Source organism: Promicromonospora sp. CA-289599 (assembly GCF_050936155.1).
Taxonomy (GTDB): domain Bacteria; phylum Actinomycetota; class Actinomycetes; order Actinomycetales; family Cellulomonadaceae; genus Promicromonospora.
Map to the genome: position 1 here is coordinate 4,561,765 of NZ_JBNJNI010000001.1, position 18,319 is coordinate 4,580,083.

Genomic DNA, 18,319 nt, shown 5'->3' on the forward strand with positions numbered 1-18,319 from the left:
CGGGCGTCAGCTGGTGGCGTCCCAGTGCCAGCCGTAGCCCTCCCGGTGCCGCAGTTCCAGAGCTGCCAGCGGCCCGACGTCGGGGAGGTTGACGGTGACGGTCACTGGCGTGGGGTCCACAAGATTGCCCTGCGCCCAGAACGTGTCCTGCACCGTCGCGTCGGCGGACTTGCTCCGCTGGATCGTCCCGTCCTGCCCGATGGCGTAGACGTCGAGATACTTGCTCGGTGTCGGGGTGCCGTAGAGGCTCGTCCCCGCCTGGTCGCACTTGAGCGACAGGGTGGCCTGCCGGTCCGTCACCGCGGTGACACCGGCGATCCAGCATGAGTCGTCGTTGAGGCGTTGGACATCCCCCAGCGCCCACGGATGCTCCCGGCTGCCGTCGGCGACGGCGGTCTGGATGGGACTCGGGCCGCTCTGCGGTGATGCGGTGGTCAGCGTCTCCCCGGTGCCGGTGGGCTCCCGGTCGTCGTCGGTGAGCGAGCTCCAGATGCCGAACGCGGTCCCTGCCAGCACCGCCGTCCCGGCGACCACCGAGCTCAGGACCACCAGGGGCCGTCGGCGGCGTGCGCGGTGTCCGTCGCTCCGCAGCACGCCGCTCCGTCGTGCGCGACGCTCAGCGCCGCGCCCGCGCCCCGGCTTGGCCAGGGGGAGCGTCGCGCCGGCAGGCTCGGCAAGGCCGAGCGAGTGCAGGATCGCGTCAAGGGTCGGACGGTGCTCCGGGTCCTTGACGAGGAGCGCGTCGAGGAACGGACGCAGGTACGGGGGGCAGTCGTCGTAGGACGGCGGGGACGCCGCGACCCGGTACAGCACCACCGCCGGGTGGTCGCCCTCGAAGAGGTGGTTCCCGGTCGCGGCGTAGTACGCCAGCGCGCCCAGCGCCCACACGTCGGCGGCTGACGTCGTCCGGTTGCCCGACGCCTGCTCCGGGGCCATGTACATCGGGGTCCCGACCGGCTGCCCGGTCATGGTCAGCCGGGTCGCGCCGACCGAGGCGACGACACCCAGATCGATCAGGCGGGGACCGTCCGGACCGAGGATCACGTTGGCCGGCTTGACGTCCCGGTGCACCAGGCCGGCGCGGTGGATCTCGTGCAGCGCCTCGGCGACCCCGGCGACCAGGCGCTGCACCTCGTCCTCCGCCAGGGGTCCCTGGGCGGCGAGAGCCTGCGAGAGAGTCGGTCCGGGGACGTAGTCGGTCGCGAGCCAGGGCAGCTCCGCGTCCGGATCGGCGTCGATCAGGTTCGCGATGAACCGGCTGCGGACCTTGGCGGCGGCCCGCACCTCCCGCCGGAAGCGCGCGCGGAACTCGTCGTCGTGGAGCTGGGCCCCCCGGATGAGCTTGATCGCGACCTGCTCTCCGCGACGGCTGGTCCCGAGGTAGACGTCGCCCATGCCGCCGCTGCCCAGCCGGCTCCGGACCCGGAACGGCCCGATGGTGCGGGGATCGCCCGACCGCAGGGCGGCCGGCTCGGGTACGGGGACCGTCCTCTGAGCGGGCGGGTCGTGCAGCACCGGACGCTTCCCCCATCGATCGCAGTACGAACCAGACACAGATGAACCAGACACGTGTGGCCTGGACGCCTGGCAGGGTACCGCGCCGGCCCGGTCGGCCGCCTCGATACAACGGCCACGAGCGGACGCCGCGCTCCGCCGCCCGGTCGTGGTGGGACGATGGTCCCCGTGGAACGACTCAGCATCTGGGCCCCCGACGGGCTGCCCGAGATCAGCCCCGGCGACGACCTCGGCGAGCTGATCGCCGGCCTCCTGGCGGCTCAGGACGAGCAGGACCGGCCGCAGGACGGCGACGTCGTGGTGGTGACCTCGAAGATCGTGTCCAAGGCGGAGGGCCGGGTCGTGGCCGCCGACGACCGCGAGCAGGCCATCACCGACGAGACCGTCCGGGTGGTCGCCCAGCGGCAACGGCCCGGGCTGCCGCCGCTGCGCATCGTCGAGAACAAGCTCGGCCTGGTGATGGCCGCGGCGGGTGTGGACGCGAGCAACACCCCGGAGGGCACGGTCCTGCTCCTGCCCGTCGACCCGGACGCCTCGGCCCGGACGATCCGCGCCGCGCTCACCCAGCGGCTCGGCCTGCGCCGCATCGGCGTGGTCGTCACGGACACGGCCGGCCGGCCCTGGCGCGACGCCCTGGTCGACATGGCGATCGGCTGCGCGGGGATCGCGCCCACGGACGACCTGCGGGGCAGCGCCGACGCCCACGGCCGCCCGCTCAACGTCACGGTCACCGCCGTCGTCGACGAGATCGCGGCGGCGTCCGAGCTGGTCCGGGGCAAGTCGAGCGGGCGCGCGGTCGCCGTCGTGCGCGGCATGGGCCACCACGTCACCGCCGACGACGGCCCAGGTGCCCGCGTCCTGGTGCGCAGCAGTGCCGACGACCTGTTCCGCGAGGGTTCGGCCGAGGCGTACGCTCGCGGGCTGGCGGACGGCGGCGCACCGACCCGCTGACCCGTCGGGTCCCGGCGTACCCAGTGATCCGGCCCGAAGAACGCTCGATTCCGGGCCGAATCACTGGGCTGCGGGCCCGTAGCCCATGGATCAGAGAGACGGGCGGCGTGAGGTGATCTTGACGACCGGTGACGTGTCGTCCCGGTCCTCAGGGGTGACGGTCACCGACCAGTCCGGCTCCGGTCCGCCGCTCTCGGCGGTGCTCGACGCCGATGCCGCGTTGGAGTCCGACGCCGGCTCCGGGTCCGAGCCCGACCTCGGTTCCGACCCCGAGTCCGACCCGGTAACCGGAGCGGAAGCGGGCGGCGGAGGCACCGTGGGCACCCGGCGCGGCGGCGTGGGCGTTCCGGAGTCAGCGGACGTAGCCGGGGTGCGGGGTGCGGGCGCAGCGGGGTAGACCACACCGGCCTGCGGCGGACCTGCCGGTGCCGGACCTGCCGGCGACGTGGCACCCTGCGGAGCGACGGCTGGTGTCGGCGCCGACGGGACAGCCGCCGACGCGCCGCCCGGCGTCGACCCACCCGCCGGAGCGACGGCCGGCGTCGGTGCCGTGCCCGCCGAAGGTGCGGGAGCAGCAGCCGCCGTCGGCCCGTCCACCGACCGCGCGGGGATGACTGGCGTGGGCGTCGTCCTGGCCGGCGCAGGAACACCCGCCCCGCCCCGGGTCGGCGAGGCGACCGGCTCGACGTCGGGCAGCGGGGACTCCAGCAGGACCACGTCCACACGCGACTCCCGCATCTCCCGGCAGGTCGCGAGGCCGATGCCGCCCACGTAGTCCTCCAGCGTCTGCAGCAGCTTGAGCGGCGTCGCCAGGATCATGTGGAACCCGAACGCCGCGAACGTGTCCATGGCGGTGCGGGTGAACGCGGTGTCGGCCTTGTCGAAGGCCTCGTCCAGGAGGATCGAGCCGAAGGCGGGCGTCGCGGAGTCCGAGGCGCCGGCCAGCTGGTACCGCAGCGCGGCGGCCAGGCAGAAGACGACGAGCTTCTGCCGCTGACCGCCCGACAACCCGGCGGAGGAGTCGTGCACGGCCAGCGCTATGCCGCCCGCCGTGACCTCGACGCCCGTGAAGTGCACGTGCCGCCGGGTGTCGAGGCACAGGGCGCGCCACGCGCGGTCGGCCGGATCGCTCGACCCGAGGCGGCGCACCAGGCGCTCCAGCACCTCGTACTCCGGCTCGGTGTCGCTGGTGAGGGCGTCGAGGGTGGCGAGGAACTCCTCGACGGCCGCGGGCCTGCGCTCCTTGACGCGGATCTCCAGGAACCGGTCGGTGTCGAACGGGGAGCGGCGCAGCGACGTGTTCACCCCGACGATCCGCTCCCGGATCGCCGCGGGTGCCTGCCGGATCTCGGCGGCGAGCTTGCGCAGCGCGCGCCGCGCCTGGTCGGTGAGGAGGTCGGAGAACCGCGCCTCCTGCTCCGGGAGCCGCGAGGTGCGGATGCGCTCCAGCACCTCCAGGTACCGCGACCGGTCGCCGACCTGCGCCGTCAGGTCGCGCGTGATGGCGGGCCAGCGGCGGCGGAACTCGGCGAGCAGCCCGACGATCTCCCGCTCGGCCGCACCGGAGATACGCAGCCCGGCCTCCCGCTCCGCGTCGAGCGTGCGGGACACGGTGAGGGAGACGTCGTCGATCACCTCGTGCGTCACCGTCTTGCGGACGGCGGCGTACCGCTTCTCCAGCTCCTCGCGGTGCGCGAGCGGGATGGCGGTGGTCGGGGCGTCACCGAGCTCGGCGACCACGCGCTCCAGCGACCGGCGGTGCGCGCGCGCCTCAGCGAGCGTGTCGGCGGCCACCGCGGCGGCCGCGCGGGCCTGGTCCAGGCGGGTCTCGGCCGCCGCGACGTCCTGCGACGCCTGCAGCAGGTCCATCGTGCCGTCGAGCAGCCGGTCGAACGACGCCTGCGCGTCGGTCAGGTCCGCCTCGGCGGTCTCGATGTCGACCTCACGCCACTCGCGGCGGGCCACGTGGCGCAGCGTGAGCTGGCGGCGTACGGCCTCACGCTGCTCGGCGACGGCGTCGGCCACGGCCGCGTCGGCCTCCGCGAGGCGCGCCTGCGTCGCCCGGGCGAGCTCCAGGAGCTGGTCGAGTCGGTCGTCGGCGTCCCAGCCGAGCGCCCAGTCCTCGACGCCGGGCAGCAGCGGCTGCTCGATCTCCTCGGGCCCGTGCTTGATCAGGCCGTCGCGGGTCACCGCACGCTCGTGCCGGTCCAGCCCGGACGGGTCGTCCACGCACAGATAGTCGTACTGCTCCGACAGGCGCCGGTGCAACCAGCCCGACATCGGGCCGTCCTTCACCTCGACCTTGTGCACCAGCGACGCCTCGTCGGCGGAGCGCGGCGCGTCGTTGCGCACGCCGACCACGCGGTAGCGCAGGCCCTGCCCGGCTCCGACGGCGCTCGCGACGGCCGCACGATGCGCTGGAGCCACGAGCACGACGGTGGCCAGCGGTCGCAGCACCCCCTCGATCACGGGGCGCCAGTCGGCGTCCTCCTCCCGGACGCGCAGCAGCTCGGCCGCGAACGGGAGCGCGGAGATCTCGAGCCCCGCGGCCTCGGCCACGGCCTGACGGGCCGCCGCGAGCTCCGCGGGCACGTTCGTCTGGGTCTGCCGGACCGCCTGGATCCGCGTCGCGACGGCCTCGTGCCGCAGCCCGACGACGGAGCGCGCCGCGAGCGCCTCCCGGATGTTCGCGTCGAGCGACTCGGGCGCCCGCACCCGCCCGACCGTCGCGACGGCGCCGGTGACGGCGGGCAGCGCACCCGTCGCGACCCCGGCTGCCGACGGGACCGGGCCCGTGACGGCGGGCACCTGCCCCGTCGCATGAGCGGGCGAGTGAGCGGGCGCGACGGCGGGCAGGGCGCCCGTCAGCGTCGGTACCGAGCCGGTGGCCAGCGGTCGCGCGCCGCCGAGCTCCCACCTGGCCTTCTCCTTGAGTGCCGCGAACTCCGCGAACGTCTCGGGCATGTTCATGCCCACGGACTGCAGGTCGGTGGAGAGCTCGCCGCGCCGCGTACGGACCAGGGCGGCGATCTCGCCGGCCCGCTGGAGGCGGTCGGCCTGCGTCGCGAGCGCCTGGCCGCCCCGGGCGCCGAGCACGTTGACGGCCTGCTGGTGGGTGTTCGCCGCGACGTCGACCTCGGTGTCGGCCGCCTGACGGTGGTGCTGCGCCCGCTCCTCGGCCGCCCGCGCGTCCGCCAGTGCGCCGTGCGCCAGGTCGAGCTTCCACGCGTCCTTGAAGGTCTCCAGCGACCCGCGCAGCGTGGCCGCGCGCACGCCGGCCGACGACCCCTCGTCGTACGCCTTGGTCAGGGTCGCGAGCCGGCTCAGGTGCTCGATCTGCCGGCGCGAGGTCTCGATGTCGGCGTAGGCCCGCGCCACGTCCGCGAACTGGTCGACGGCCTGCGCCGCCAGCTCGAAGGTGCTGGGCTCGTCGAGCATGTGCCCGCGGAACAGGTCGTCCAGGCTGCCCAGGTTCTTCGCGGACTGGGTGCGGTGCAGCAGCACCAGCGCCTGCTCCGAGCCGATCCCCAGCGCCTGCGTGAACGCCGCGGCGAACGGGCCGTGCCGCTCGCTCACCGTCGCCGTGGGCCAGGCGCCGGTCACACCGGCGGCGTCGGGCCCGGACCGGACGTACCGCTCGAACTCCAGCAGCCCCACGTCGTCGGGCACCACCACGTGCAGCATGGACGGGGCCGAGGACCCGCGCGTCAGGTGGAACAGGCGCACCAGCGTCACGGCGGAGTCCGGCGAGTCCGTGCCGTTCGAGGTGCCGTTCGAGATGCCGTTCGAGTAGTGCAGCAGGATGCCCGACCAGGTCGCGCCCGAACGCAGGTGGTCGGCAACGACCTCGCCCGTGCTCTCGTCGGTGCGGTGCCGCCACGCGCCGCGCACATAGGAGACGACGTCGCGGTCGCCCGCCTCGCGCTCGGTCGCGCCCGTGCCGGCGGCCGCCACGTTGAACCGCAGGTGCTCCGGCGGGGTCAGGACCGCCGCGACGGCGTCGACCAGCGACGACTTGCCGGAACCCGAGTGGCCGGTGAGCAGGAACCCCGCACGGGGGACCGGCACCACGTGGTGCCCCGAGAACGTGCCCCAGTTGACCAGCTCGACGCGCGCGAGGCGCCACTGTCCGGGGTGGGGCGTGTTCATGCGCTCTCCTTCGCCAGTCGTGCGTACTCGGCGCTCAGCGCCGCTACCTGGTCCGCGCCGAACACGGTCCGCAGCACCGGCGAGACCACGCACCGGTCCCCGCTGAGCGGCTCCAGCATGCCCGACTCGGTCAGCCGGGCCCATGTCGCGTCCAGCTGCCGGGTGAAGTCCATGGGCGAGCCCCCGCCGCGCCGCCGGTACTGGCCGAGGTGGTCGGCCGCCTCGTCACGGCTGACCGCGACCCGCCCGTCCGGCGAGTCCAGCAGCAGGGCCCGCAGGTGCAGCAGCAGCGCGGTGTCGAGGAAGGTGAGCGTCAGCTCGCGCACGACCTGCGGTGCGTCCGCCGCCGGCACGTCGCGTACGAACGCGACCTGCGCGTCGGCGTCGACCACCAGGTCGAGGTACTGGTCACAGAGGCGTTCACGGACCATGTCCTCGTGCGACAGCAGCGCACGCCAGGTGTCCGGGTCGGACTCGGCGGCCAGATAGGGGCCGCGGACGAGACGGGCCAGCGCGAGCCGGGCCGGGGCGGGCAGCGTGCCGTGGTCACCCGGCCAGAGGTGGGCGCCCGTACCGGCGTCGCTCCCGGTGTCCGGGCCTGCTCCGCTCCCGATGCCCGACGACGCGCCGCTGCCGGCCGGCCGTCCTGGCCGGGCGTTGCTGAGGTCTGTGGCGCCGGGCGTCGTCCGGCCGGTTCCTGTCACGGTGGGTTCGGTCACGGGACATGCTCCTCGAACTGGTGCTGGGGTAGTACGGCCCGTCGCACGACACCGCGCGAGGACCGCCAGTTCACGTCTTCGTTCTTTCCGGTGGCCACGCCGTTCTGCTCGGCGAGCGTCAGCAGGCCGACGACGCTCGCGGCGCCCTGGGTGGCCGGGTGCGCGGCGAGCACGGACGCGACGGTGGCACGACCCACCGCCGCGACCCGCTCGTTCACGTGCCCGCGCAGCTCGTCGACGTCGATCTCGGAGTCGCGCGCCATCGCCCGCAGCGCCGGGAGCGAGACGACCCGGGGCGGGGGAGTGGGCGCGGCGGGCGGGGCCTCCGCGTCCTCGCCGCCCGGGTTGTGCGGCAGCAGGCCGCCCACGGAGCGGGGTGCGACGGTGCCCAGCGGCAGCCGGAGGCGCATCTCGGCCCCGGGCGCGACGTCGGGGGCGGCGGCGAGGGCCGCGTCCTGCGCCTCGCCGAGCAGACGGCGCAGCGTGCGCTCGGCAGGCAGCTCGCCGGACCGGACCATGCGCTGCAGCGCGCGGCGCAGGCCGGCCATCGTGTCGGTGAGCTCGTCGGCGGCGTCCTGCAGCGTGGGCAGGAGGCGACGCAGCGCCGACGCCTCCGCGGGTGCCAGGTGGACCGTGTCGAGCACCCGGCCGACGTCGTCCTGCGCCGTGTGCTCCGCCTGCCGCAGGAGGTCGCGGAACGCGACCAGGCCGCGCCCTGCCTCGGACTCGGCGAGGTGGTCCACGCCGCGGTAGATGTCGTCGAGGAACGTGTCGCGCGAGCCGTCGGACTCCAGGAGGCGGCGCCGCAGCTCACGGTCCGTACGCTCCAGGTCGGTGCGGACCCGGGCCAGGTCGGCGGGGATGTCGCCGGCCAGGGCGAGGATCTCGCGGGCACGTTCCGCGGCGGACTCCGCGGGCAGCGGGTCGGAGTCGCCCCGGCGGGCGCGCTCGATCCTGGCGTCCAGGGCGGCGCGCTGCTCCAGCAGGGACGCGAGCCGTGTCTCAGGGTCGGGGTCTGCATCGGAGGCGAGCGTGTGCAGGCCGTCGAGGATCGTGCCGAGCCTGGACGGCGTCACCGCCGGGTGGGGTCTGCTCAGCCGGGTGACGAAGCGGACGGCGAGCAGGGCGCCGTCGGACAGCTCGACGGTCTCGGTGCCCGGTTCGCCCGCCACCTGCGCGGCCCGCCGCCGCACGAGCACTCCCTCGTCGATCCACTCGGAGACGTAGAAGTAGCCGGAGTAGGGCAGCTCGAAACCCGCGCGGCGCAGCTCGGGCAGGTCGTCGTCGATCCTCGTCGCGAGCTGCTCCACGGGCAGCCTGCGGCGGGAGGCGCCGAGGTTGCGATCCAGCAGGACGACGGCGGCCGCGGCGTTCCTCGACCGCAGCAGCACCCACGCGGGGTGCTCCTGCAGGAGGGCGCGTACGCCCCGCGCCGCCTGGCCGCGCCGACCTGAGCCGTGCCCGGCGGACTGCCGGGACACGGCCGCGTCACCCGCTGTGCTCGCTGTGCCCATGGGGGCTGAGAGTAGTAGGCCAACGTGTCGGAGCGGCACCCCCGGCGGAATCCGCTACACCTGCCCTGTCGATGAGCCGCGACGGCCATAGACGTATAGAGTCAGCCGCACAGGGCTTGCCGGAAAAAAGATCTTCACTTTCCGGGAGGCCCTGTCGTGCGTCATGGCACGTTTCGATGGCCGAGCGTCGACGGGAGGGGCGTCTTGCTCACCACTGCAGCCCAGATCGTTGTCAGGATCCGTGCCGAGCGAGGGCTCAGCATGAGTTCGCTGGCAGTGCTGGCGGGCGTACCCACGTCGACGATCAGCCGTATCGAGTCCGGTCAGGTGGAGCCCACGCTCGGCATGATCCGGCGCATCGCGCTGGGCGCCGGCTACCACCTGCACCTGCAGTACTACGACCTGTTCTCGGGCAAGCTCGAGGACCACGTCGTCGGGGCCGCGACCGCCGAGGGAAGGAACGAGGCCGATGACGATCCCGACCGCTAGAGCAGGTTCGCCGTTGTCCGTTACCTTGTGTGCTCATGGGGTGTCTGCGCGGGGGGCGCGAGAACTGCGGTGGACGGCGTAGCCCGCACGTTCCTGCTGGTAGTGAAATAGCGCGCCATTACCGCGGAATCCCGGCGCGTACCCACACTCAGGTTGTGCCGGTCATTCCTCGGAGCAATATGGTCGTCATATGCCGAACGTCATGATCCCCGCCGAAGTGCGGGAGGACGTAGAGACGCTGTGGGCGTTCCACGACCTGCAGCACGAGCCGCGACCGGTCGACGTCTGCATCGGCCTGGGCGGTCACGACCTCGGCGTGGCCGACTACACGGCCGACCTCTACCTCGACGGGCTGTTCGAGCAGATCGTCTTCACGGGCGCCAACGCTCCCACCACCATCGACGCCTTCCCCCAGGGCGAGGCGTTCGGCTACCGCGACCACGCCATCGCCCGCGGTGTGCCGGGTACGGCGGTGCTCGTCGAGCCGGCCGCGACCAACACGAGCGAGAACCTCGAGCTGAGCCGCAAGCTGCTCGCCGAGCGCGGGATCGAGCCGTCCTCCGTGCTGCTCGTCTCCCACCCGTACCAGCAGCGGCGCGCGTTCGCGACGTGCCGGTTCGTGTGGCCCTCCGTCGACGTGCTGTGCGTGTCGCGGCCGATGCCGCTCGACGCGTACGTCCGGACCAACGGTGACGCCGACCGGGTGGTCGACATGCTGGTCGGCGAGACGCAGCGCCTCACGTTGTACGCGGAGCTCGGCTTCATCTCCCACGAGGAGGACGTGCCGGACGACGTGGTGGTCGCCTTCGACCGCCTCGTGGCCGCGGGGTACACGTCACGGCTCGTGGAGGACCGGCGCCCGATCGACGTGTGACCGCGGGCCGGTCGGCCGTGCGAGCTCGTCGAATGAGGTAGACGTCACGAACCGGGCGACTCGGACATCCCTGGCGAGTCGCTCGGTTCTCCGTTACCTTCCGGGCATGGGCGACGAGAAGAAGCGCGGCAAGGATCCCAGGAAGTTCACCTGGCAGGAGATCCTGACGTTCATCGCGGGCGCCGGGTACGTGGCCAGCCCTTTCGACTTCATGTCGGAGGCCTTCCTGGGCCCGCTCGGCCTGGGCGACGACGCGATCGCGATCATCATCGCCGGCGCGACCCTGTTCAAGGCGGTGCAGCGGTTCCGGCAGCACCGACCGAAGCCGGGCGCCCCCGAGGGCACCGCCTCGGGCGCCCCCAAGCAGAGCGGCACGACGCCGGGGGCCGCGCCGTCGGGCAGCGCTACACCGGGCAGCTACACGACGGACAAGACCATCCCGGGTACCGCCGAGGACGTGACGCCGGGCCGCAGGCCCAAGCGCTGACGCCTGGTCGGGAACGGGCCGGCAGGACGGGTCGTTGGGCGTTCGCCGGATCTGTCAGAATTGAGATTCTGCGTTTTTGCCTGAGGTTTCACCCGATCCACCTTTGACTCGAGGACGACGATGTCACGCACCATCCGCCGGGCTGTCGCACGACTGATCTGGGCCGTCACCGGCTACCGGATGCGCTCGGAACCCGCCCCGACCCGGCCCACGGTGTTCATCGGTGCGCCGCACACGTCCAACACGGACTTCTTCCTCATGCTGGCCATCGCGTTCGACATGGACCTCAAGATCCGGTTCCTCATCAAGGACTCCTGGTTCAAGGGCCCCATGGCCGGTCTGATGCGGTCCCTGGGCGGCATCCCCGTCGACCGGAAGGACCCGGCGAGCATCGTCGAGGAGATCCTCGCGGCCGTCGAACGGGGCGAGGAGTTCCACCTGGTCGTCACGCCTGAGGGCACGCGAGGGGCCGGTTCGGGCTACTGGAAGTCCGGGTTCTACCGGATCGCGCTCAAGTCCGGTTTTCCGGTGACGCTCGGTTACGTCGACGGCGTGGCGAAGGTCGCCGGGCTCGGGCCGAGCATCCAGCTCACCGGCGACGTCGGCGCAGACATGGACGAGATCCGCGCGTTCTACGCGGACAAGTCGGGAGTCAACCCGGCCAACCGCACGGAACCCCGCCTCCGCTCGGAGGACGAACCCAGCTGAGTGCTGGATATCTGTCGATTCCTGTCCGGTATGTCGACAAATACCCAGCACTCAACGTGCTCGATCGGCCGGCGGGGTCAATGAGTCGAGCACGCGCGTGAGCCCGAACTCCCAGGCGTGCTCGGGGCTGGACGCCGCGTTCATCTCCTCGCCGGCGGCGCCACCCACCCGCTGGGCCAGCGGGTAGTCGTCCCCCAGGTACCCGGTGAGCCGCCCGGCCCACCGGGCCCAGATCTGCGGCATCTCGTCGGCCCGCGGGTCGCGTCGGCGCGCGCGGGCGGAGGCCCGGACGAAGTCGAGCACGAAGGTGAGCGCGGCGTCACGGGCGACGTCGTCCAGGGGCAGCGCGTCCAGGGCGTGCAGCTCGTGGTCGTACTTGGCGATGGTGCCGGGACCGAACGCCGTGCGTTCGTCGTCGATCTCCAGCAGCCAGGGGTGCTCGAGGTGGAGGGCCAGGTTCGCGTCGGCGAGCCGGCGCACGCGCGTACGCCAGCCGGCGTCGCCGTAGGCAGGCAGCGGCATGCGCGCGTGGGCGGCGTCGGCCATCAGGACGAGCAGGTCGTCACGTTCGTTCACGTGCGTGTACACCGACATGGTCGAGATGCCCAGGGTTTCGCCGAGGTGTCGGACCGTGACGGCGGCGAGGCCCTCGGCATCCGCCAGCGTGCCGGCCGCCTCGACGACCGCCCCGGTCGTGACGCGCGACCGCGGGCCGCGCGTGCCGCCCTGCGGGGCGGCCGGATGATCGCGCCAGAGCAGGTCGATCAGCTCGCGGGGCATGGGTCTCCAGAATCGCTGTGACAGGCCGGGAACATTCTGCAATCATCCTACGTTGTACGCCGTACAGAGTTATTCTCGACGCGAGGAGTCCGCTTGAAGATCACCGAGACCGCCCTGTCCCTCAACGTGCCCGACGTCGCCGCTTCGGCAGAGTTCGCGAAGCAGCACTTCGGCTTTACCGAGACGATGTCCGCCGACGGGTTCGCGGCGCTCACGCACCCCACGGCGGGCGTCAACATCGTGTTCCTGCGCGTCGGCCTGGGTACGTTCAAGCCCGAACGCATCGCCGGACCGGCCGGCCAGGGCCTGCTCGTCGCGTTCGTCGTGGCGGACGTCGACACCGAGTTCGCCCGTATCTCCGCCGCCGGGGCCGAGGTCGTCACGTCGCCCGAGACCGAACCCTGGGGCGAGCGCTACTGCCAGTTCGTCGACCCCAACGGGATCGTGTGGCAGCTCGTCCACTGGGTGTGACGAGCCGCTCGTGCGGGGGTGGGCCGGCTAGCCGTGCGCCCAGCCGGACCACCGGGTCACCCGCACCCTGATCAGCGGGCCGTCCGGCCGGTGCTCGTGATACTGCGGGTACCGCGCGGCGAGCGCGTCCAGCGCAGCCGCGCGGGGCTCGCCCTCGTGCTCGACGGTGGCGGCGCCGTCGGCCCGCACCCACCAAAGGTGCGCCCAGTCGTCGTCGTACCGGTCCACGAGGAACGCGACCCGCGGGTTCTCGGCGAGGTTGCGCAGGCGCTTCAGGTCGCGTGTGGTCTTGGGCTTGTGGTCGACGGCGACGACGATCTCGTCGCCCGTCGGCGCGCCCGCTCCGGCGTCAGGCGGAGCATCGCCAGGGGTGCCGTGCGCCGCGTCGAGCAGCGCGAACGTCACCGGCACGAGGTGCGGCGCACCGTCGGCGTCGGCGGTGGCGAGGTAGGCGTGCCGGGCCGCGGCGAACCGGGCCCGGCAGGCGCTGGCATCGAGGCGCACCTTGCCATTCTGCCGAGGTGCGCCGACGAGATGTCTCCGCGGTGACCGGACGGGTCGTTGCGTATATGCAACAAATGCTCTCAAGCGCTGCAAAGCCCCGTGATCCCTGAAATCTCTCCTGGAGAGCAGATCAAGAATATTCTTAAGAGGGAAACTCGCTTTGGCATGGGAGATCCTGATCACGGACGCCGTCGAGGAGTTTCTCGATGAGCTGTGCGAGTCAGATCGTGAGACGTATCAACTGGTGAACGACGCAATACAGGTTCTGGAGGATGGCTGTCCGATGGAAGGGCGCCCGCTCGTGGACACCCTGGTGGGATCGACGATCTCCAACCTGAAGGAACTGCGGCCTCCATCCAGGGGCCGTACCTAGATCCGAGTGCTGTTCTGCTTCGATCCGTGGCGGTCGGCGATTCTGCTTGTCGCCGGTGACAAGGCGGGGCAGTGGAACCGCTGGTATCGGGAAGCGATCCCGAGGGCCGAGCGGCTCTATGCCCTGTACCTGGATGAGCGTGAGAGGGAGGCTGCAGATGGACGGCGTTAAGCGCTGGCGGGACACACGGCACCGCGACCTGGCGGTCGAGATCGCCGGAGGCGAGGCAGCCTTCAGTGAGCGGGTGCGAAAGCTTCTCGACGAGTCGCGGGGCTGGCGGCTCGCCGAGATGCGCCTGAAGCGAAGCATGACGCAGGCCGAGGTCGCATCGCAGATGGGCATTTCCGTCGCCCGTGTGTCCCAGATCGAGGCCGGCGATGTATCGACCCAGGACGTGCTGCGGCGCTACATCGCCGCGCTTGGCGGCACGCTGCACCTTGTTGCCGACTTTGGGGACGAACAGCTCAAGGTGAGCTGAGCCGGCTGACCGCCGAAGCGGTCGTGAATGGCGAGCCGTCGAGCATGACCATCAACCTGCTGCCAGTCCGGACCTGGTCTGGCAGCAGGTTCATGGTCGTCTTCGTGAGCGGTCAGCCCTCCGCGGGCACGCCCGCCTCGTAGTCGGCGGACAGCGTGACGTCGACGTCGATGTCCCGGGGCTGGAGCTCGACCTGCGCACCGCCGTCGCCGTCGGACATCATCCCCGCGCGCATCGCGTACATCGGGGCGTGCCCACCGCCGCTGTTGCCCCCGCCGCGCAGGCCCGCCTCGAAGATCGCGACGGGCGCGACCGGGCCGAGGCCCAGGGCGTCCGCGTACGACTGCGCGCGCACCGCCGTCTCCTCGGCGGCCTCGATCCGGGCCTCGGCCAGGAGTGCCTTGCGGGTCTCGTCGGTCAGGTTCCAGGTGATCCGGTCGATCTCGACGCCGTCGACGTCCATGACGTCGGCGAGCCAGGTCGACAGCACCTCGAAGTCGCGGAACGTGACCGACAGCCGCGCCGAGGCACGGAACCGACGGATCCGCTGCTTGCCGCCCGTCTGGGAGTTCTTGACCCGGTCGTCGTAGACGTACGAGTGCACCGAGTCGGCGTCCCACCGCTCGGCGGCGCCCGTCGAGACGTGCGCCTTGACCTGGTCCACGAGGATGGTGTGGGTCCTGGCCACCTGGTCCACCACGTCGTTCCGGAGGGTGCCCGAGAACGCGACGTGCAGGTTGACGGTGCCCCGCTCCGCGGGATGGGTACGGGTGGCCTGACCTTCGACGGCGATGCGAGTCATACGCGGAGTCTGCCGACTACGCCACCCCCTGCGCCACCCGTCAGCCGATGGTGCCCTTGCCCACCGCTCCCCGCACCAGGGTCGGCTCGAGCCCGCAGAACTCCCCGTACCGCGCCGCCTCGGCCTCGATCGCGGCCCAGACCCCGGGCGTCGGCTCCTCGGTGAGCTCGACGGTGATCTCCACGCTCTGCGCCTTGAGGACCCGGGACCAGCCGCCGGCGATCATCCCGTCCACGGTCACGAGCCCCATGTACAGCCAGCGGCTCGGCATGTCTTCCTGGGTCAGCGGGGGCCAGCCCTTGAAGTCGTGGCAGAAGAGCTCGTCGAACACCGACAGCAGGCGGACCGTGCCTTCCGGAGCGGGTTCCGGCAGGTCGCCGTCGGTCCAGAGGGTCATGCCGGCCAGCTCGTGGCGGGTCAGCCCGGCGTCGGCCACCGCCGCGCGAGCCGCCGTCTTGGTGAGAGTGGCCCACCATGCGGCGTCCTCCGCGCGGCACGGGCCGTGCCCGCGCACGTACGCGCGCACCAGGTGGATCCGCGCCTCGTCCTCGTCCCAGACCTTCTGCTCGGGAAGCAGCCGGTAGGTGGCCTGCTTGCCGTGCATGGGGCCGCTCGCCACCAGCAGGTCGAGCTCGGCGTGCATCATGACCTGGCCCAGGTGCCAGGCGTCGACCGGCGCGCCCTCCGCCTCGGCGAGCGCCACGCCGATCTCCTTGCGGGTCAGCGGGCCGTCCGCGAGAGCCTCGGCGACCACCGCGTGCCGGCGGGGGAGCAGCGAGTGGTCGAAGCCGCGCGGCCGCTCCGCCGACAGCATCGCCCGGCGCACTCGCGGCGCCGTGACGGTCATCAGGGGCGCGAGGTCGCCGGGGGCGACGTAGTGCCAGGTGGGGCGCAGGATGTGCGTGCGCAGTACCGATCCGTCGGCCAGCGCGGCCTGCACCCCGGCGAGCGTCGCCGGGGTCGCCAGCCGCTGCGCCACGCCCCATGCGGAGGAGTGGGGCTCCTGCGACTGGACGGCGCCCAGCCGCGCGACGACGGCGGGGACGCCGCCTGCGTCGTCGGGCGGTCGCAGCGCGCCCAGGCCCACCGAGGTGAGCCTGGCGCGCTGGATCGCGCGGATGTCAGACGTAGTAGCCATCGTCGCCACCGTGGCCGGCCGCTCGGGCGCGGCGATGCTTCACCAGGCTTCGGATCAGCATGATCGCCCCGATCACGAACAGGATCATCACCGGGATGATCGCGAGCGGGGCGAGGACGGACAGGAAGCCGAGGCCGATGCTCGTGACGTCCTCCGCGGCGCTGACCACCGGTGCCACGGTGCCACCGGAGACGGTGTTGGCCACGACCCGGCCCCCGGCCTTCGCGGCATGCGTGCCGAGCGCGAGGACGATGCCCGAGACGATCGGGATCCACTGGCCCGACTGCACGAACGTGCTCGGGTCCGTGACCGTCGCGGTCTCCGACATGGAGCCGGCGCCGAAGGCGATGCCGCCGGCGGTGGGCCGGATGACCGTCTGCACCACGTCGTTGACGGAGTCCAGCACGGGGATCTTGTCCGCGACGAACTCCAGCACCAGGAGGACGGTCAGGATCACGAGGACCCAGGGGTTCTCCAGCCACGCCCAGCTGCTCGGCAGCGACACGAGGTCCGTGAAGCGCGAGAGCACGCCGAGGAAGATGAGGGGGATCCATGCGTTGAGGCCCGCCGACAGGGCGAGTCCGGTTCCGGTGGCAAGTTCGAGCATGACTCGAAGTGTTCCACGGCACACCGACACTCCGGGGCTCGAAAGTGTCCGGTGTGCCCGATCTGTTATGAGAGTGCAGCACGGGCGGCAGACCCGGCGGGTGGATCACGGATGCACGTGCGTAACACCTGGAAGATGCGGAACCCTCGTGGAAGAGTTGCTGCCTTCACCGCACTGGTGCGCTGCCCGGGAGGCACTTGATGGTCTGGACGATCTTCGCCGTGGCGTCGGTGGTGCTGCTGGGGCTCTCGGCGGGTGTGTTCTACGGGTTCTCGTCGTTCGTCATGAGCGGCCTCGCCCGTGCCGAGGACGAGGCCGCCGGAGCCGGCATGAGCGGTATCAACGAGACGGCGCTCCTGCCGCCGTTCATGAGCGTCTTCTTCGGCGCGCTCCTCGTCCCTGTGGGTACCGGCATCTGGGGCCTCGTCGAGGGGCGCGCCGGCGGCGCGTGGGTCCTCGCCGGTGCCGCCGTCTACCTGGTAGGCACCTTCGGCGTCACCATGGCCCTGAACGTGCCCCTCAACAACCGGCTCCTCGCGGACCATGACAAGGCTGCCGGCTGGCGCGCCTACTGGCGGCCGTGGACCATGTGGAACCACGTCCGCACGTTCGCGGGCGTGGTGGCGACAGTGCTCGCGGCGGTCGGCCTGCTCTGACCGGTCGGCCCCGGGTGGGGGCGTCGGGGACAATCGAGCACATGCCCGCCATCGACTTTCACCGCACCCTGCCCGGATACCAGCCGACGCCGTTGCGGGACGTGCCCGCGCTCGCGAAGGAGCTCGGCGTCGGACGGGTGCTGGTGAAGGAGGAGTCGAGCCGGCTCGGGCTGCCCTCGTTCAAGGTGCTCGGTGCCTCCTACGCGACGGCGCGCGCCCTCGCCGAACGGTTCGGGCTGCCCGAGGCCAGCCTGGACGCGGTGCGCTCCGCCGTCCGAGGCAGCGCCGTCCGGCTGTACGCGGCGACGGACGGCAACCACGGCCGCGCCGTCGCGCACGTGGCGGCCCTGGTCGGTGCCGCCGCGACCATCTACTACCCGCCGGGCATCACGGAGGCCGCCAAGAAGGCGATCGGGGCGGAGGGGGCGCAGGCGGTCGAGGTGGACGGCACGTACGACGACGTGGTGGCTCGCGCGGCCGCCGACGCGGCGGCCGACCCCGACGCGGTGCTGGTGCAGGACACCTCCTGGCCCGGGTACACGGAGATCCCGCAGTGGATCGTCGACGGCTACTCCACGCTGTGCCTCGAGACCGACGCCCAGCTCGCCGCCCTCGGCGTCGCCGGGCCCGACCTGGTGATCGTGCCGGTAGGCGTCGGCTCGTTCGCGCAGGCGGTGGTGAGCCACTACCGCGGGAGGGGGTCGGACGGCGGCACGCTGCTCGCCGTCGAGCCCGACCGGGCCGCCGGGCTGGTCGCGTCGCTGCGCGCGGGCAGGCCGGTCACGGCGCCGCCCGGCGAGACGATCATGGCCGGCCTCAACTGCGGCACCGTCTCGGCGCTCGCGTGGCCGGTCCTGCGGGACGGGCTGGACGGCGCGGTCACCGTCTCCGACGACCAGGCGGCCGCCGCCGTCGACGACCTGGCGCGCCTCGGCGTCGACTCCGGACCCTGCGGCGCGTCGACCCTCGCGGCGGCCCGCCTGGTGCTGGGCCGATCCGGCTGGCGCGAGGCCATCGGCCTGCGGCCCGACGCCGTGGTGCTGCTCCTGTCGACGGAGGGCCGGGCGGCGAACCCCGTCCCCGAGGGGCGGGTCTGATCCGGTC

Annotated in this window: 20 protein-coding genes; 11 read left to right on the plus strand and 9 right to left on the minus strand. The window is 72.4% G+C overall.

Annotated elements, in window-relative coordinates:
- Positions 1 to 6: 6 nt before the first annotated feature.
- The gene (locus ACQEVI_RS20305; protein ID WP_432902114.1) at positions 7 to 1,515 is read right to left on the minus strand and encodes a serine/threonine-protein kinase; all 1,509 of its coding nucleotides are present in this window, start codon (positions 1,513 to 1,515) and stop codon (positions 7 to 9) included.
- A gap of 159 nt (positions 1,516 to 1,674) precedes the next feature.
- Between ACQEVI_RS20305 and cofE the strand changes: the two genes are divergently transcribed.
- Entirely contained in the window at positions 1,675 to 2,466 is a 792-nt protein-coding gene (gene cofE, locus ACQEVI_RS20310; protein ID WP_432902115.1) for a coenzyme F420-0:L-glutamate ligase, read from the plus strand.
- Between the two features lie 90 nt (positions 2,467 to 2,556).
- Here cofE and ACQEVI_RS20315 read toward each other — a convergent pair whose 3' ends face one another.
- Genes ACQEVI_RS20315 through ACQEVI_RS20325 form a run of 3 tightly spaced genes read right to left on the minus strand, consistent with a single transcriptional unit; the run spans position 2,557 to position 8,848 of the window.
- Positions 2,557 to 6,615: an ATP-binding protein gene (locus tag ACQEVI_RS20315; RefSeq protein WP_432902117.1), complete on the minus strand. Its 4,059-nt coding sequence runs from the start codon at positions 6,613 to 6,615 to the stop codon at positions 2,557 to 2,559.
- Positions 6,612 to 7,334, minus strand: a complete 723-nt coding sequence (locus ACQEVI_RS20320) for a DUF4194 domain-containing protein (RefSeq protein ID WP_432902119.1) — start codon at positions 7,332 to 7,334, stop codon at positions 6,612 to 6,614. The genes ACQEVI_RS20315 and ACQEVI_RS20320 overlap by 4 nt, the downstream gene beginning before the upstream one ends.
- Entirely contained in the window at positions 7,331 to 8,848 is a 1,518-nt protein-coding gene (locus tag ACQEVI_RS20325; RefSeq protein ID WP_432902121.1) for a DUF3375 domain-containing protein, read from the minus strand. Before ACQEVI_RS20325 ends, ACQEVI_RS20320 begins: the two co-directional genes overlap by 4 nt.
- 156 nt (positions 8,849 to 9,004) lie before the next feature.
- On the opposite strand from ACQEVI_RS20325, the gene ACQEVI_RS20330 reads away from it, so the two are divergent.
- From ACQEVI_RS20330 to ACQEVI_RS20345, 4 genes are all read left to right on the plus strand, one after another.
- Positions 9,005 to 9,337 carry a helix-turn-helix domain-containing protein gene (locus ACQEVI_RS20330; RefSeq protein WP_432902123.1) on the plus strand — a complete coding sequence of 111 codons (333 nt, stop codon included), beginning with the start codon at positions 9,005 to 9,007 and terminating at the stop codon, positions 9,335 to 9,337.
- A 190-nt stretch (positions 9,338 to 9,527) separates the two neighbouring features.
- Positions 9,528 to 10,211: a YdcF family protein gene (locus ACQEVI_RS20335; RefSeq protein ID WP_432902125.1), complete on the plus strand. Its 684-nt coding sequence runs from the start codon at positions 9,528 to 9,530 to the stop codon at positions 10,209 to 10,211.
- A gap of 106 nt (positions 10,212 to 10,317) precedes the next feature.
- A complete protein-coding gene (locus ACQEVI_RS20340) occupies positions 10,318 to 10,698 on the plus strand; it encodes a DUF1232 domain-containing protein (RefSeq protein WP_432902126.1) in 381 nt (126 codons plus the stop codon).
- Positions 10,699 to 10,818: 120 nt separating this feature from the next.
- Positions 10,819 to 11,406, plus strand: a complete 588-nt coding sequence (locus ACQEVI_RS20345) for a 1-acyl-sn-glycerol-3-phosphate acyltransferase (protein WP_432902128.1) — start codon at positions 10,819 to 10,821, stop codon at positions 11,404 to 11,406.
- Positions 11,407 to 11,457: 51 nt separating this feature from the next.
- Here the strand turns inward: ACQEVI_RS20345 and ACQEVI_RS20350 are convergent, their stop codons facing one another.
- On the minus strand, positions 11,458 to 12,186 hold the full coding sequence (locus ACQEVI_RS20350) for a TetR/AcrR family transcriptional regulator (protein ID WP_432902129.1): 729 nt from the start codon (positions 12,184 to 12,186) through the stop codon (positions 11,458 to 11,460).
- A 93-nt stretch (positions 12,187 to 12,279) separates the two neighbouring features.
- Between ACQEVI_RS20350 and ACQEVI_RS20355 the strand changes: the two genes are divergently transcribed.
- Positions 12,280 to 12,657 carry a VOC family protein gene (locus ACQEVI_RS20355; RefSeq protein ID WP_432902131.1) on the plus strand — a complete coding sequence of 126 codons (378 nt, stop codon included), beginning with the start codon at positions 12,280 to 12,282 and terminating at the stop codon, positions 12,655 to 12,657.
- Between the two features lie 27 nt (positions 12,658 to 12,684).
- Here the strand turns inward: ACQEVI_RS20355 and ACQEVI_RS20360 are convergent, their stop codons facing one another.
- A complete protein-coding gene (locus tag ACQEVI_RS20360) occupies positions 12,685 to 13,161 on the minus strand; it encodes a TIGR03668 family PPOX class F420-dependent oxidoreductase (protein ID WP_432902133.1) in 477 nt (158 codons plus the stop codon).
- A gap of 160 nt (positions 13,162 to 13,321) precedes the next feature.
- On the opposite strand from ACQEVI_RS20360, the gene ACQEVI_RS20365 reads away from it, so the two are divergent.
- Genes ACQEVI_RS20365 through ACQEVI_RS20375 form a run of 3 tightly spaced genes read left to right on the plus strand, consistent with a single transcriptional unit; the run spans position 13,322 to position 14,012 of the window.
- Positions 13,322 to 13,534 carry a hypothetical protein gene (locus ACQEVI_RS20365; RefSeq protein WP_432902135.1) on the plus strand — a complete coding sequence of 71 codons (213 nt, stop codon included), beginning with the start codon at positions 13,322 to 13,324 and terminating at the stop codon, positions 13,532 to 13,534.
- Between the two features lie 6 nt (positions 13,535 to 13,540).
- A complete protein-coding gene (locus tag ACQEVI_RS20370) occupies positions 13,541 to 13,705 on the plus strand; it encodes a type II toxin-antitoxin system RelE/ParE family toxin (protein ID WP_432902137.1) in 165 nt (54 codons plus the stop codon).
- The gene (locus ACQEVI_RS20375; protein ID WP_432902139.1) at positions 13,692 to 14,012 is read left to right on the plus strand and encodes a helix-turn-helix domain-containing protein; all 321 of its coding nucleotides are present in this window, start codon (positions 13,692 to 13,694) and stop codon (positions 14,010 to 14,012) included. Before ACQEVI_RS20370 ends, ACQEVI_RS20375 begins: the two co-directional genes overlap by 14 nt.
- Positions 14,013 to 14,124: 112 nt before the next feature.
- On the opposite strand, the gene ACQEVI_RS20380 is transcribed toward ACQEVI_RS20375, so the two are convergent.
- Genes ACQEVI_RS20380 through ACQEVI_RS20390 form a run of 3 tightly spaced genes read right to left on the minus strand, consistent with a single transcriptional unit; the run spans position 14,125 to position 16,559 of the window.
- Entirely contained in the window at positions 14,125 to 14,814 is a 690-nt protein-coding gene (locus tag ACQEVI_RS20380) for an SIMPL domain-containing protein (RefSeq protein WP_432902141.1), read from the minus strand.
- Between the two features lie 40 nt (positions 14,815 to 14,854).
- Complete coding sequence (locus ACQEVI_RS20385) at positions 14,855 to 15,952, minus strand: winged helix DNA-binding domain-containing protein (RefSeq protein WP_432902143.1); 1,098 nt, start codon at positions 15,950 to 15,952, stop codon at positions 14,855 to 14,857.
- A complete protein-coding gene (locus tag ACQEVI_RS20390) occupies positions 15,936 to 16,559 on the minus strand; it encodes a DUF4126 domain-containing protein (protein ID WP_432902144.1) in 624 nt (207 codons plus the stop codon). The genes ACQEVI_RS20385 and ACQEVI_RS20390 overlap by 17 nt, the downstream gene beginning before the upstream one ends.
- Positions 16,560 to 16,759: 200 nt before the next feature.
- Here ACQEVI_RS20390 and ACQEVI_RS20395 point away from each other — a divergent pair, with 200 nt between their 5' ends.
- Positions 16,760 to 17,215 (plus strand): DUF1772 domain-containing protein, encoded by a 456-nt coding sequence (locus ACQEVI_RS20395; protein WP_432902146.1) that lies wholly within the window; start codon positions 16,760 to 16,762, stop codon positions 17,213 to 17,215.
- Between the two features lie 41 nt (positions 17,216 to 17,256).
- Positions 17,257 to 18,312 (plus strand): diaminopropionate ammonia-lyase, encoded by a 1,056-nt coding sequence (locus tag ACQEVI_RS20400; protein ID WP_432902148.1) that lies wholly within the window; start codon positions 17,257 to 17,259, stop codon positions 18,310 to 18,312.
- Positions 18,313 to 18,319: the final 7 nt, after the last annotated feature.

Excerpts from the sequence above, each read along its gene's own strand:
- ACQEVI_RS20390 (WP_432902144.1), bottom strand. The coding sequence starts at position 16,559 with ATGCTCGAACTTGCCACCGGAACCGGACTCGCCCTGTCGGCGGGCCTC.
- ACQEVI_RS20380 (WP_432902141.1), bottom strand. The coding sequence starts at position 14,814 with ATGACTCGCATCGCCGTCGAAGGTCAGGCCACCCGTACCCATCCCGCG.
- ACQEVI_RS20400 (WP_432902148.1), top strand. The coding sequence starts at position 17,257 with ATGCCCGCCATCGACTTTCACCGCACCCTGCCCGGATACCAGCCGACG.
- cofE (WP_432902115.1), top strand. The coding sequence starts at position 1,675 with ATGGTCCCCGTGGAACGACTCAGCATCTGGGCCCCCGACGGGCTGCCC.
- ACQEVI_RS20375 (WP_432902139.1), top strand. The coding sequence starts at position 13,692 with ATGGACGGCGTTAAGCGCTGGCGGGACACACGGCACCGCGACCTGGCG.
- ACQEVI_RS20385 (WP_432902143.1), bottom strand. The coding sequence starts at position 15,952 with ATGGCTACTACGTCTGACATCCGCGCGATCCAGCGCGCCAGGCTCACC.
- ACQEVI_RS20395 (WP_432902146.1), top strand. The coding sequence starts at position 16,760 with ATGGTCTGGACGATCTTCGCCGTGGCGTCGGTGGTGCTGCTGGGGCTC.
- ACQEVI_RS20340 (WP_432902126.1), top strand. The coding sequence starts at position 10,318 with ATGGGCGACGAGAAGAAGCGCGGCAAGGATCCCAGGAAGTTCACCTGG.
- ACQEVI_RS20350 (WP_432902129.1), bottom strand. The coding sequence starts at position 12,186 with ATGCCCCGCGAGCTGATCGACCTGCTCTGGCGCGATCATCCGGCCGCC.
- ACQEVI_RS20345 (WP_432902128.1), top strand. The coding sequence starts at position 10,819 with ATGTCACGCACCATCCGCCGGGCTGTCGCACGACTGATCTGGGCCGTC.
- ACQEVI_RS20315 (WP_432902117.1), bottom strand. The coding sequence starts at position 6,615 with ATGAACACGCCCCACCCCGGACAGTGGCGCCTCGCGCGCGTCGAGCTG.
- ACQEVI_RS20335 (WP_432902125.1), top strand. The coding sequence starts at position 9,528 with ATGCCGAACGTCATGATCCCCGCCGAAGTGCGGGAGGACGTAGAGACG.
- ACQEVI_RS20325 (WP_432902121.1), bottom strand. The coding sequence starts at position 8,848 with ATGGGCACAGCGAGCACAGCGGGTGACGCGGCCGTGTCCCGGCAGTCC.